Annotated in this window: 7 protein-coding genes and 1 tRNA gene; 5 read left to right on the forward strand and 3 right to left on the reverse strand. The window is 70.2% G+C overall.

Annotated elements, in window-relative coordinates; translation table 11 throughout:
* Positions 1–37 precede the first annotated feature (37 nt).
* Together AB0I19_RS11720 and AB0I19_RS11725 are read right to left on the reverse strand one after the other, a co-directional pair.
* Positions 38–7,315 (reverse strand): amino acid adenylation domain-containing protein, encoded by a 7,278-nt coding sequence (locus AB0I19_RS11720; RefSeq protein ID WP_357147466.1) that lies wholly within the window; start codon positions 7,313–7,315, stop codon positions 38–40.
* A gap of 235 nt (positions 7,316–7,550) precedes the next feature.
* Entirely contained in the window at positions 7,551–8,411 is an 861-nt protein-coding gene (locus tag AB0I19_RS11725; protein ID WP_225281822.1) for a M23 family metallopeptidase, read from the reverse strand.
* Positions 8,412–8,672: 261 nt separating this feature from the next.
* Between AB0I19_RS11725 and AB0I19_RS11730 the strand changes: the two genes are divergently transcribed.
* Positions 8,673–9,704 (forward strand): nitronate monooxygenase, encoded by a 1,032-nt coding sequence (locus AB0I19_RS11730; protein WP_357147469.1) that lies wholly within the window; start codon positions 8,673–8,675, stop codon positions 9,702–9,704.
* Between the two features lie 83 nt (positions 9,705–9,787).
* The gene (locus AB0I19_RS11735) at positions 9,788–10,180 is read left to right on the forward strand and encodes an SCO5389 family protein (RefSeq protein ID WP_357147471.1); all 393 of its coding nucleotides are present in this window, start codon (positions 9,788–9,790) and stop codon (positions 10,178–10,180) included.
* A gap of 63 nt (positions 10,181–10,243) precedes the next feature.
* Here the strand turns inward: AB0I19_RS11735 and AB0I19_RS11740 are convergent, their stop codons facing one another.
* Positions 10,244–11,878 carry a long-chain fatty acid--CoA ligase gene (locus tag AB0I19_RS11740; RefSeq protein WP_357147473.1) on the reverse strand — a complete coding sequence of 545 codons (1,635 nt, stop codon included), beginning with the start codon at positions 11,876–11,878 and terminating at the stop codon, positions 10,244–10,246.
* 154 nt (positions 11,879–12,032) lie between these two features.
* On the opposite strand from AB0I19_RS11740, the gene AB0I19_RS11745 reads away from it, so the two are divergent.
* From AB0I19_RS11745 to AB0I19_RS11755, 3 genes are all read left to right on the forward strand, one after another.
* Entirely contained in the window at positions 12,033–13,172 is a 1,140-nt protein-coding gene (locus AB0I19_RS11745; RefSeq protein ID WP_067641039.1) for an acyl-CoA dehydrogenase family protein, read from the forward strand.
* A gap of 100 nt (positions 13,173–13,272) precedes the next feature.
* Positions 13,273–13,983, forward strand: a complete 711-nt coding sequence (locus tag AB0I19_RS11750; protein WP_357147476.1) for a DUF1542 domain-containing protein — start codon at positions 13,273–13,275, stop codon at positions 13,981–13,983.
* A gap of 66 nt (positions 13,984–14,049) precedes the next feature.
* Positions 14,050–14,122: transfer RNA gene (locus AB0I19_RS11755), tRNA-Arg, on the forward strand.
* Positions 14,123–14,143: the final 21 nt, after the last annotated feature.

Here is a 14,143-nt window from a genome sequence, read left to right on the forward strand (position 1 = left end):
CACCTCATCCGTCACCGAAACTGCCTCGGTCATGGTTTCAGACCGCGGCGGCGCTCAGCTCGGCGAGTACCAGGACCACCTCGGCCCGGCCCGCGTCGCCGGGTGCCGCGTCGTCGGCGATCACCGCGCGTAGATCCTCGAGTTCGCCCGTATCCACCGCGTCCAGACCGGCCCGGTCACCGAACAGGTGACTCACCCATTCCTCGGCGAGCGCCGCCGACGGATCGCCGGTGACCAGCACCATCGACGCACCAGCCACACCGGCCGCGACCGGTTCGACGACGGCCGCGAAGGTGTCGGTCGCGGTGGCGAAGGTCCGTGATTCGAAGGTGAGCTCGGCCTCGGTGCGCACCCGCGAGCCCGCCGTGGCGAGGTCGTCGTAGCTGCGCACGCCCTCGGCGCCGACGAAGGCCGGGTCGCTGCCGCGCAGGGCGCGGGTGCGGTCGGCGTAGGTCACCGGGCGGGCCGACTGCGTGGACAGTTCGGTGCGCACGGCGGGATCGTCGAGCACCACCCAGTCGAGCTCCGACGAGGGTGCCGTGCCGGTGGTGATGCCGATCTTGGCCGTCGGCTCGGCCGCCGTCTCCCGCGAGAACGGCACGATCGCCGCACCCGCCTTGAGCACCGCCCACACCGCGACGGCCCAGTCGGCGCCACGCGGAAGAGCAAGGGCAACACCGGAACCCGGTCCGAAACCACGCGCGATCAGCAGGCGTGCCAGGCGCGAGGAGCGGGCGTCGAGCTGTTCGAAACCGAGCTGCTCCTCGCCCCAGACCAGCGCGGGCCCGTCCGGGTCGTCCTCGGCGGCGGCGGTGAAGGCCTGGGTGAGCGTGGTTCCGCCGGTCGCCGTGGTCGGCGCGGGTGCCTGGGCGGCGCCTGCGAGCAAGCGGGCGCGTTCGCTCTCGTCGAGGATGTCGATGTCGCCCACGCGGACCTGCGGGTCGGCGGCCACCGCCGTGAGGATGCGGGCGAAGCGCGTGCCGATGGAGCGGACGGTCGCCTCGTCGAACAGGTCGATGGCGTAGTTGAACAGGGCGACCAGCTCACCCGGCGCGCCCTCGTCGGTGTAGCGCGGCTCCACGTCGACCTGCAGGTCGAACTTGGCCGACACCCCGGTGTCGAGCGCGGCGACGGTGAGGCCGGGCAGTTCGAGTGCGGCGGTCTCGTTGTTGCTGAAGGTCAGCGCCACCTGGAACAGCGGGTTGTGTGCGCTGCCCTTGCCCGGCGCCACCACCTCGACGACCCGCTCGAACGGCAGATCGGCATTGGCGAACGCCCCGAGATCGGTCTCGCGGGCCAGGTCGACGGCCTCGTCGAACGAGCCCGCCGGGTCCAGCGCGGTGCGCAGTGTGAGCGTGTTGACGAACATGCCGACCAGCTCGTCGAGCGCCCGCTCACCACGGCCGGCGACGGCGGTCCCGATCGCGATGTCGGTGCTACCCGACAGCCGGGCGAGCAGCACGGCCAGCGCCGCGTGCACAACCATGAACAGCGACGACTTGTGCTCGCGCGCAAGATGATTCAGCTGCTCGTGCACCTCGGCGGGCAGCCGCAGCTCGGTGGTCGCGCCGCGCAGGCTCGGCACCGAGGGACGCGGACGGTCCTGCGGCAGCTCGAGCAGCGGCGGCATTCCGGCCAGCTGGGTACGCCAGTAGTCGAGCTGGGCGGCGGCCACCGAACCCGGCTCGTCGTCGGCGCCGACCACCTCGCGCTGCCAGAGCGCGAAGTCCGCGTACTGCACCGGCAGCGGCGTCCACGCCGGGCTCTGCCCACCCGTACGGGCGACGTAGGCGGTGATCAGGTCGCGCGCCAGCGGGGCGAGCGAGGCGCCGTCGGCGGAGATGTGGTGCACCACGAACACCAGCAGCGAATCCGACGATCCGTCGGTGAGCAGCCGCGCCCGCACGGGCACCTCACGGGTGACGTCGAAACCGGCGCCCGCGAGTTCGGCGACCCGGCCGAGCACGTCGTCGGTGGTCTCCACGACCAGGCCGTCGGGCAGCACCTCGGCGACCGCGACGATCTCCTGGTAGGCGCCCTCGCCGTCGGCGGTGGGGAAACGGGTGCGCAGCGACTCGTGCCTGCCGAGCACATCGGCGATGGCGGCGTCGAGCGCGGCCACATCGAGGTCACCGGTGAGGCGGAGCGCGAAGGGCAGGTTGTAGGCGCCCGAGGCGGGGTCGACCTGGTTGAGCACCCACATGCGCTGCTGTGCCAGCGACAGCGGAATCCGTTGCGGGCGTGCGGCCGGGACGAGGGCGGGCCGTGCGCCGGAACCGCTCGCGCTGATCCGGGCGGCCAGCGCGGTCACCGTCGGCGCCTCGAACAGGTCGCGGATGCTGATGTCGGCGTCGAGCGCCTCGTTGATCCTGGCGATCGCACGGGTGGCCAGCAGTGAGTTGCCGCCGAGCGCGAAGTAGTCGTCGTCGGCGCCGACCCGGGCCATGCCGAGCAGTTCGGCGTAGACGCCCGCCACGATCTCCTCGGTGGGCGTGGCCGGTGCCCGGAACTCACCCGCGGTGAAGGTGGGTGCGGGCAGCGCCTTGCGATCGAGCTTGCCGCTGGGGTTGAGCGGCAGTTCGTCGAGCGCGACCAGCGCGGCCGGAACCATGTAGGACGGCAACGTCTCCCCGATGGCGGCCAGCAGCGGTGCCGGTTCGATCGTGGCGCCCGGCTTCGGCACCGCGTAGGCCACCAGCTGTTCTCCCGCAGGCGAATCCGCGACGATCGCCACGGCCTGGCTCACCGCGGGCTGGCCGAGCAGCGCGGTCTCGATCTCGCCGAGCTCGATGCGCTGACCACGGAACTTCACCTGGAAGTCGGTGCGGCCCAGGTATTCCAGCGTGCCCCTGCCGTCCGGCTGCGTGCGCCAGACCACCAGGTCGCCGGTGCGGTACATGCGCGCGTTCGCGCCGAAGGGATTGGCGACGAAGCGATCGGCGGTGAGATCCGGCCTGGCGACGTACCCGCGTGCGAGCTGATCACCGGCGAGGTAGAGCTCGCCGACCACACCCGCGGGAACCGGGCGCAGCCGCGAATCCAGCACGTACACCTGGGTATTCCACTCCGGTACACCGATCGGCACCGAGCCGCGGCCCGGGTCGTCAGCGGGCCAGTAGGTCACCGAGACGGCGGCCTCGGTGGGGCCGTACAGGTTGTGCACGCGGGCGTCCGAGACCGCGCGCATGGCGGCGACGGTCTCCGGCGGCAGCGCCTCACCGATCGCGAACACATCGCGCAGGGTGGGAATGCTGCCCGGTGCGGTGTGCGCGGCGAAGACGGTGAGCATCGACGGCACGAAGTCGGTCATCGTGACACGTTGCGCCGCAATGGTTTCGGCGATGTAGGCCGGGTCGCGGTGCCCGTCGTGGGTGGCGACGACCAGCTTCGCGCCGGTGCGCAGCGGCATGAAGTAGCCCCACAGCGACACGTCGAACGTGGTCGCGGTCTTCTGCAGGTACACATCGCCGGGCCCGAGCGGGTATTCGGCGAGCATCCAGGCGATCTGGTTCTCGATCGCCGCGTGCGACACCGCGACACCCTTGGGCCTGCCCGTGGAACCGGAGGTGAAGATGACGTAGGCGGGGTGCTGCGGCAGAACCGGGCGCGACAGCTCGGACGCGGTCAGCGGTTCGGCCGAGAAGTCCTGCAGCGCAACGGTATCGATCGCGATCACCGGCGTTCCGGCGGGCACCTCGACCGCGTCGGCGGTGGTGGTGAGCACGCACACCGGCTGCGCGGTGTCGAGAATGTGGGCGATGCGCTCGGCGGGGTGGTCGGGGTCGAGCGGCACGTACGCGCCACCGGCCGTGACGATGGCGTACATGCCGACCACCAGCTCGAGCGAACGCCGAACGGCCAGCGCCACATACGATTCCGGTCCGACACCGTCGGCGACGAGTTTGCGCGCCAAGCGGTTCACCCGCTCGTCGAACTCCCGGTACGTCAGCTCGGTGCCCTCGTAGGCGAGCGCGACCGCATCGGGGTGCTCGGCCACCGCACGGCGGTAACCGTCGAGCAGCAGCGCGGGCGCCAGCTCGTGACGGGTGTCGTTCCAGCCCAGCAGGATTCGATCAAGCTCGGCCTGTTCCATCAGCTCGTGCCCACCGAGCGGGGCCGCCGGGTCGGCGACGACGGCGGTGAGCAACCGGACGAACCGGGCGGCGATACCTTCCACGGTCGCCGCGTCGAACAGGTCGGTCGCATAGGTCAGGCCGACCGCGATGCCGTGCGGCACGCCGTGGCGGTCGGCGTCCTCGACCATCTCGAACTGCAGGTCGAACTTGGCGAACGGGATGCTCAGATCCACCCCGCTCACGGTCATGCCCGGCAGCTCGAGCGCGGTGCGCGCCATGTTCTGGAAGGCGAGCATCACCTGGAACAGCGGGTGCCGCGCGGTGGAACGGGCCGGATCCAGCAGCTCGACCAGCCGCTCGAACGGCACGTCGGCGTGCCCGAACGCGGCCACATCGGTGGCGCGCGCCTGGGCGAGCAGCTCCTCGAAGCCCATCGCCGGATCCACCTCGGTGCGCAGCACGAGGGTGTTGACGAACATGCCGATGAGGTCGTCGAGGGCGGCGTCGCCACGGCCCGCCACCGGCGTGCCGATCGCGATATCGCTGCTGCCCGACAGCCGTGCGAGCAGCGCCGACAGCGCCGCGTGCACCACCATGAACAGCGTCGAGTTGTGGGTGTGCGCGAGCTTGTCCAGCCCGGCGTGCACGTCGGCGGGGATGCGGAAGTCGAAGGTGGCGCCACGGTAGGTGGCCACCGACGGGCGCGGCCGGTCGGCCGGGAGGGCGAGCTGGTCGGGCAGGCCGGCGAGCTGGGTTCGCCAGTAGCCGATCTGCTGCGCCAGCACCGATTCCGGGTCGTCCTCGGTGCCGAGCACGGCGCGCTGCCACAGCGTGAAGTCGGCGTATTGCACACGCAGCGGCGGCAATTGGGGTTCGGACCCCGCGCTGCGCTGCACATAGGCGGTCATCAGGTCGCGGGTGAGCGGGCCCATCGACACACCGTCACCGGCGATGTGGTGGACCACGCAGATCAGCACATGCTCCTGCGCGGTGAGCCGCAGCAACCGCAGCCGGATCGGCGGTGCGAGCGACACATCGAAGCCGACACCGACGGTCTCGGCGACGAGCCCGGGCACCTGCTCCTCGGTGACCTGCTCGCAGGCCATCTCCGGCACCGCGCGCGGATCGGACACCGGCAGGATCAGCTGCTGACCGGCACCGTCGACCTGCGGGTACATGGTGCGCAGCACCTCGTGCCTGGTCACCAGGTCGCGTACCGCCGCGCGCAGGGCGTCGACGTCGAGCGCGCCCGACAGCCGCACCGCGATGGGCATGTTGTTCACGGCACTGGCCGGATCGAACCGGTTCAGGAACCACATCCGCTGCTGCGCGAACGACAGCGGAATGATCTCGGGCCGCTCCTGGGGCAGGAGTTCCTGGCCGGAACCGGTGCCGATGTGGCGTTCCACCCGTTCGGCCAGCGCCGACACGGTGCTCGCCTCGAACAGCACCTGCACCGGCACCCTGGTGTCGAGCGCGGCGCCGATGCGGGTGGCCGCCTGGGCGGCGAGCAGCGAGTTGCCGCCGAGTTCGAAGAAGTCGTCGTCGGCGCCGACCCGGATCTCCTCGTCGCCACCGGTGGTGAGCAGGGCGGCGAAGACGTCGGCGACGATCTCCTCGACCGGGGTGGACGGTGCGCGGAACTCGCGCGCGGCGAACACCGGTTCCGGCAGGGCGTTGCGGTCGAGCTTGCCCACCGGGGTGAGCGGGATCCGGTCGAGCACCATGATGGCGGCCGGAATCATGTAGCCGGGCAACGACTCCGAGAGGAACGCGTCGACGGCGGGGATGTCGAGGGTGGCGCCCGTGCGCGGCAGCACATACGACACCAGCGCGGTGACGCCGGAGGGCAGCGTCTTGCCGAGGGTGGCCGCGAAGTCGATGTCGGGGTGGGCGGTGAGGGCGTTGTCGATCTCGCCGAGCTCGATGCGGAAACCGCGGATCTTCACCTGGAAGTCCGAGCGGCCCATGTATTCGATGACACCGTCACCGGATTCGCTGCGGCGCACCAGGTCGCCGGTGCGATACAGCCGTGCGTTGGCGTCGCCCGCCTGCGCGCCGAACGGGCTCGCGACGAAACGCTCCGCGGTCAGTGCGGGCCGGTTCAGATAACCCTGCGCCAGCGCGGGACCGGACAGGTACAGCTCGCCGATCACCCCGGCGGGCACCGGTCGCAGCCGCGAATCGAGCACGAACGCACCGATTCCGGCGATGGCCGAACCGATCGTCACCGGGGCGGCGGGATCCATCGGCGCGGTGCTGGTGGCGAGGATGGTCGCCTCGGTCGGACCGTAACCGTTGTAGAAACGGCGATCGCCGACGGCCCAGCGGCCGACCAGTTCCGGGCCGAACTTGTCACCCGCGACCACGACGACCTTCAGATCGTCGAGATCGGCCGCCTCCACCGACTCCAGCGCACCGGGCGTGATGAGCATGTGCGACACCTGCTCGCGGCGCAGCAGGTCGGCCAGTTCGAAACCGCCGAACACCTGCGGCGGCGCGATCACCAGGGTGGCGCCCGCCGAGAACGCCAGCAGCAGCTCGAGCACCGATACGTCGAAGTTCGGCGAGCACACGTGCAGCACGCGGGAGTCGGCGGTGACGCCGTAGTGCTCGCGTTCGGCGGCGACCAGCGGGGCGAGGCCGGTGTGGGTGACCACGACGCCCTTGGGCTTGCCGGTGGAGCCTGAGGTGTAGATCAGGTACGCCGGATGACGCTCGTCGAGCGTGCGGACGCGGTCGGCGTAGGACACCGGGTGCGCGGGCTGGGCGGCGATCCGCTCGGCGGTCGCGGAGTCGTCGAGCTCGAGCCACGGCAGCGTGGTGCCGAGGACCGCGCGGTGCGCAGTGGTGGTAAGGCCGAGGACCGCACCGGAGTCGGACAGGATGTGGGCGATCCGGTCGGCCGGGTAGTTCGGGTCCACCGGCACGTAGGCGGCACCGGTCTTGGCGATGGCCCACACCGCGAGCACCGATTCGATGCTGCGGGCGATGCCGATGGCGACCACGTCGCCAGGGCCGATACCGCGCCCGATCAGTTCTCGCGCCAGCTGGGCCGACCGCTGGTCGAACTCGGAATAGGTGAGCTCGCGCTGATCGGCCGGCTCGCCCGTGGGATTGAACCGGACTGCCACCCGATCGGCCGACGACTCGACAGCGGCGGTCAGCAACTGCCCGAAAGTCGGACTGCTCGACCGGCGACGGCGGTTACCGCGGGCAGAACGACGGGCAGTTTCCATGCGGGATCATTCACCTCTCATCGAGCCTGACGCGCGGCCACAACCGCACCGTGCAGATCGAGCCATCATATCGACCGTCCACACACATACCGGGATCGCGCCGGTAGCCCCCAGAATCTCGGGCCCAGAGGAGTATCGGCGCGGGCTTTGTCACTGTTGCCGCTTCAACGGCAAAGTGACGGGGCTCATACGAACCACCGTCACTCGATCGTGCCTGTTTGCGGGCGATATCCGCTCAGTGAGCCGACGGGCCCCATTCCATCGGAACGCCCTTGGAGGCCAGGTACGGCAGCGGGTCGATCTTGGCGCCGCCCTGATCCCAGATCTCGAGGTGCAGGTGCGGGCCGGTGGACTGGCCGCGGTTGCCGACGGTCGCGATGACCTGGCCCGCGTTCACCCGCTGACCCTCGCTGACGAGCATGTCGTTGACGTGGCCGTAGACCGCGGTGGTGCCGTCGTCCTGCAGCACCCGCACCCACAGGCCGAAGCCCGAGGCCGGGCCCGCCTCGACGACGGTGCCGCTCATGACGGAGTGGATCGGGGCGCCGAGGTTGTCGGCGAAGTCGATGCCGCTGTGCATGGCACCCCAGCGGGCACCGAAGCCGGAGCTGATGGGACCGGCGACCGGGCGGGCGGCCTGCGGCGGCGCGACCTGGTGCTGGATGCCCTGCAGGATGTCTTCGACCTGCGCCAGCGGGCCGGAGATCTCCGGGGGCAGGTTGCCGATGCCGAACGGGGCGGCCACGGGAGCGGCGATGGGGGCGGCGACGGCCTGCACCGGCGCGGGCGCCTCGACGTGGGAGGCGACTTCCTGCGCGGCGACGAGGTTCACGTCTTCGCGGGCCGACTCGGGAACGACGGATTCCTCGACGTCGTCCTGGGTGGTCGGCAGCAGCGGGGCGGCGTAGGCGATGGCGGGGACGACCTGTGCGGCGGTCCCGACCAGGGCGCCCGCGGCGACCGCGGCACCTGCGGCGGCCCGCACCCGCTCGGTGCGCGAGGGCGCGGCGCGGTGCCGGCTGGGGCGTCCGGCGCCACCGTCGGCCAACAGGGCCTTGACGGAGATCGAATCGGGGCCCATACGGTGCTGCGACAAGGTTTCGTCCTAGCGTCCGGCGACAATGACGGTACGAAGCCGATCTCGCGATCGACCTGGGATCTCTCCCGATGCCGGACTATGTGTAACGGTTCGGCATCCGTCGTGACGTGAACTGTACCGCGCCGTGATCATTCCGCAACCTTCGGTGGCAAATTCCCAGGTGAATCGTGTGTTGACTAGTAACGAGCCCAGGATCGAGGCGTGTAACCCACGGTGTCGCGGGGGCTGGACACAGGTTTGCCGGGCCACACTCTTGGCATGGTGATCGAGAGCTTGCGCGTCCCCGTCGTCGCCGCACCCATGGCGGGCGGCCCGTCCACTCCCGAATTGGTGGCCGCGGTGTCGGCCGCGGGCGGATTCGGACAGCTGGCCGCCGGATACCTCGGCACCGAGGCGGTGGCCGCGCAGATCGCCGCGACCAGGGCGCTCACCTCAGGACCGTTCGGCGTGAACCTCTTCGCGCCGGGCCCGGTCGCCGATCCGGCCTCCTACGCGGGCTACCTGGCCGAACTCGGGGTCGAGTTTCCGCTCGGCACGCCCAAGCACGACACCGACGGCTGGGCCGACAAGATCGACCTGCTGACCGAGGAGCCGGTCGCGGTGGTGTCGACCACCTTCGGTTGCCCCACCGCGGTGGAGGTGGACCGGTTGCACGCCGTCGGCTCCGAGGTCTGGGTGACGGTGACCTCGCCCGCCGAGGCCGCCATCGCGCTCGACGCGGGCGCCGACGCACTGATCGCCCAGGGGGCCGAGGCGGGCGGGCACCGCGCGTGCTTCCTCGACGACCCGGCCGACGACCCGATCGACCCGCTCGGCCTGCTCGCCCTGCTGCAACTGCTCACCGCCGCCACCGATCGCCCGATCGTCGCCGCGGGTGGCATCGCGACCGGCGCTGCGGTCGCGGCGGTTCTCGCCGCGGGCGCACGGGCGGCGCAGGTCGGCACGGCCCTGCTGCGCTGTCCGGAAGCCGGAACCAACGCGGTGCACCGCGGCGCGATCGGCTCCACCGAACCGACCATGCTCACCCGCGCCTTCACCGGTCGGCGTGCGCGCGGCATCCGCAACCGGTTCCTCATCGACCACACCGCGGGTGCGCCCGCGGCGTATCCTGAAATCCATTACGCCACTTCGCCTCTCCGCGCCGAGGGCCGGGCCGCGGGCAACCCGGATCAGGTGAATCTGTGGGCCGGCCAAGCACATTCGCTCGGCACCGAGCAACCAGCGGGCGAACTGGTCACCGCCCTGTGGTCGGACGCGAAATCCTCGCTGCGCCGCGCCCTTTCGGACTGAACCCGCTTATCGACAACGGATTTCGTTTACACTCGGCCGGGCATCGCATTCCACCGAAACACTTCGAGCAGGAGGAGAGCGCCATGTCCCTCGATGTTCCCGCCGCCTTACTTGAACGCGCCGAACAGGGCGATATCGACGACGCGGAATTCGTCGACTGCGTCCGCCGGTCGCTGCCCTACGCCTGGGAAGTGGTGAGCCGGGTTGCCGATGACCTGCGTTCGGGCACCGACGAATACGCCGACAACCGGGTCCCGCCGCCGGACGAGACGGCCCGCGGCCAGCTGCTGCGTGCCCTTGCCTCCGACGCCATCCGCGGTGGCCTGGAACGCCACTTCGGGGTCAAGCTGGCCTTCCAGAACTGCCACCGGGTCGCGGCCTTCCCGCTCTCGGCGGTCGGCGGGGAAACCTACACCCGCTACATCAGCCCACGCGCACAGCTCTTGAACCAGAGTCCCGAGCTCCGTAACTGCTGAATCCTCGTCGGCCGGCGAAAGGGCGGGCGTGGAAGTGATTCCACGCCCGCCCTTTTCGTCGTTCTAGACCGTGACGACCTCGAGCTCGCCCTCGGCGTACTGGGCGCGCAGGCGCTTCTTGTCGAACTTGCCGACGCTGGTCTTGGGCACCTCCGCGATGAAGGTCCAGCGCTCCGGCAGCTGCCACTTGGCGAACTTGTCGGCCAGGAAGTCACGCAGCTCGGTGGCCTCGGCGGCGGCACCCTCGGCCAGCACGATGGCGACCAGCGGGCGCTCGTCCCACTTCTCGTCCGGCACGCCGATCACGGCCGCCTCGGCGACGGCGGGGTGGCCCATCACCGCGTTCTCCAGGTCGACCGAGGAGATCCACTCGCCGCCGGACTTGATGACGTCCTTGGAGCGGTCGACCAGGGTCAGGTAGCCGTTGGGGCTGATCTTGCCGACATCGCCGGTGCGCAGCCAGCCGTCGTCGAACTTGTCCGGGTCGACCTCGGCGCCGGTGGGCGAATAGTAGGAGCCGGTGATCCAGGCGCCGCGCACCTCCAGCTCACCGAGGGACTCACCGTCGTTGGGGACGACCTTGCCGTCGTCACCGACGAGGCGGGCCTCCACATTGGCCGGGAAACGGCCCTGGGTGTAGCGGTACTCCCAGGCGTCGTCGCCCTCCACACCGGCGGGCGGGTGCGCGACGCTGCCCAGCGGCGAGGTCTCGGTCATGCCCCAGGCGTGCAGGATGCGCACGCCGTGCTTCTCCTCGAAGGCGCGCATCATCGACGGCGGCACCGCCGAACCACCGACGACAGCCGTGCGCAGGTGCGAGATGTCCTGCGGCGCGGCCGCCAGCGCGGCGAGCACACCGCCCCAGATGGTCGGCACGGCGGCGGCGAAGCTCGGCTTCTCGGCGGCCATCATCTCCAGCAGCGGCGCGGGCTGCAGGAAACGGTCCGGCATCAGGATGTTGGCGCCCGACATCAGCGCCGCGTACGGCAGGCCCCATGCGTTGGCGTGGAACAGCGGAACGATCGCGAGCACGTAGTCGCCGCCGTGGAAACCCATGCCGTTGGGCGAGTTCACCTGCATGGCGTGCAGCCAGTTGGAGCGGTGCGAGTAGACGACACCCTTCGGGTCGCCGGTGGTGCCCGAGGTGTAACACATCGCGGCGGCCGAACGCTCGTCGACGACGGGGAAATCGAACTCGGCGGACTGGCTGTCGAGCAGCTCACGGTAGGAATGCACCTGCACGCCCTCGGGCGCGGTGAGCGCGGCCGGGTCACCGTTGGCGACGATCACGTGCTTGACCGTCTTGAGGTTCGGCAGGTACTGGGCGAACAGCGGAACCAGCGTGCCGTCGACGATCACCGCCTGGTCCTCGGCGTGATTGGCGACGAATACCAGCTGTTCCGGGAACAGCCGGATGTTGAGCGCGTGCAGGACGGCGCCCATCGCGGGGACCGCGATGTAGGCGGTCATGTGCTCGTTGTTGTTCCACATGAAGGTGCCGACCCGGTCGCCCTCTTCGATGCCGAGCCCGCGCAGCGCGTTGGCCAGCCGAGCGGAATCCGCGCCGAGCTCGCGGTAGGTCATGGTGCGAACACCGTCGCCGGTCCAGGTGGACACGGTGGAATCGCCTTGGAAAGTGGCGGCATAGTTGAGCAGTTTTGCCAGCGAGAGCTGGTCGTCCTGCATTGTGCTCAGCATCGGTGCTCCTTCGAATCCCTCGCCGCGGAATGATCCACGTCACACGGGATGTTACCGAAAGGTTTGGCCTGGGCAACGGTTCTCCCAGCCAAGATTCCGGCGGACACATTGTCGGCGCGAACCGTTCGACAGCCTCCGCCGTAATGTGACGGCCATGGCTGTTGACCGCATGTTGCCCACCGAAGAAGCGCGCGATCTGATCGAACTGACCCGTGAGATCGCCGACAAAGTGCTCGAGCCGCGCGTTGCCGAGAGCGAGAAGACCGGGGTCTTTCCCGAGGGCGTTTTCCCCGCCCTCGGCGCGGCCGGACTGCTCAGCCTGCCCTACCCCGAGGAGTTCGGTGGCGGCGCGCAGCCGTACGAGGTGTACCTGCAGGTGCTCGAGGAACTGGCGAGCCGGTGGGCGGCGGTCGCGGTGGCGGTGAGCGTGCACGGGTTGTCGTGCCATCCCTTGTTCACCTACGGCACCGACGAACAGAAGCAGCAGTGGCTGGCCGGGATGCTCTCGGGCGAAACCATCGGCGCCTACAGCCTTTCCGAGTCGCACGCCGGTTCCGACGCGGCCGCCCTGCGCTGCCGCGCGACCCCCGTCGACGGCGGTTACCGGATCACCGGAACCAAGGCCTGGATCACCAACGGTGGCCGCGCCGACTTCTACACCCTGTTCGCGCGCACCGGCGAAGGCTCGCGCGGCATTTCGTGCTTCCTCGTGCCCGCGGGCACCGAGGGTCTGAGCTTCGGCAAGCCCGAGGAGAAGATGGGTCTGCGCGGCATCCCGACCACCACCGCCGCCTACGACGACGTGTTCCTGCCCGCCGAACGCCGCATCGGCGAAGAGGGACAAGGACTTTCGATCGCCTTCAGCGCCCTCGACGCGGGCCGCCTCGGCATCGCCGCCGTCGCCACGGGCGTGGCCCAGCGCGCGCTCGACGAGGCCGTCGCCTACGCCAAGGAGCGAGAAGCGTTCGGCCGCAAGATCATCGACCACCAGGGCCTCGGCTTCGTGCTCGCCGACATGGCCGCCGCCGTCGACACCGCCCGCGCCACCTATCTCGACGCCGCCCGCCGCCGCGACGCCGGGCTGCCCTATTCGCGTCAGGCCAGCGTCGCCAAACTCGCCGCCACCGACGCCGCGATGAAGGTGACCACCGACGCCGTCCAGGTGTTCGGCGGCTACGGCTACACCCAGGACTTCCCCGTGGAGCGGTACATGCGCGAGGCGAAGGTGATGCAGATCTTCGAGGGAACCAATCAGATCCAGCGCCTGGTGATCGCCCGCCATCTCGCCGGTTGAGCAATTCGGCAACGCGCTGATCATCAGCGGTCAGCGCGTTCGCCGCAACCGGTCAGTAAACTGGACGGCATCTCGACACCTCGACGAAATGAGGCGTGCGATGCTGTGGTGGCTGGTCCTGATCCTGGTGTTGTCGGTGGGTGCCCTGCTGTACCTGCGCGCCGAACAGAACAAACGGACCGCCCGCGAATTCGACGAGGCGCGAGCCGAGGCCAGGGTGGGCATCGAACGCCTCGGCGGCCAGGTCTACGCCCTCACCCCGCGCAACGAAGCCGCCCGCCAGGCCCTCGCCGACGCCGCCGAACGCCACACCGCCGCCACCGCCCAACTCGACCGCGCGCGCTCCCCCCACCAGGCCGACCTCGCTCGCCGCACCGCCCTCGAAGGCCTCTACTACATCCGCGCCGCCCGCCAGGCCATGAACATGGACCCCGGCGACCCGATCCCCGCCCTCGACGGCCAGGACATCGCGGGCCGCGTCGAACAACCCCGAACCATCGACTACAACGGCCGCCGCATCACCGCCTCCCCCCACCCCTCCCCCACCACCGGCCACTACTACCCCGGCGGCCGAGTCGCCGGCCGCCCCGTCCCCGCGGGCTGGTACTCCGAACCCTGGTGGAAACCCGCCCTCCTCGCCGGCGCCTGGGGAGCAGGCTCGGTTCTGCTGTTCTCGGCCCTGTTCGCCGGCATGCACGGCATCGGCTACGACGCCGAAGCCTTCGAAGACGGCACCGGCCGAGCCGCCACCCCCACCCCCACAGACCTCACCGACCCCGGCTACGACACCGGCACCTACCCCGCCTTCTGACCGAGCCCGACACCCCCACCCACCCCCTCGCGTTATACTCACCTCGGCCCGCCGAGCGAGCCCCCCGCCTTCGTAGCTCAGGGGATAGAGCACCGCTCTCCTAAAGCGGGTGTCGCAGGTTCGAATCCTGCCGGGGGCGCTCGAAGATGGGAACAGGATC

Origin of the sequence: Nocardia sp. NPDC050413 (assembly GCF_040655475.1) — a bacterium.
Lineage (GTDB): Bacteria > Actinomycetota > Actinomycetes > Mycobacteriales > Mycobacteriaceae > Nocardia > Nocardia coubleae.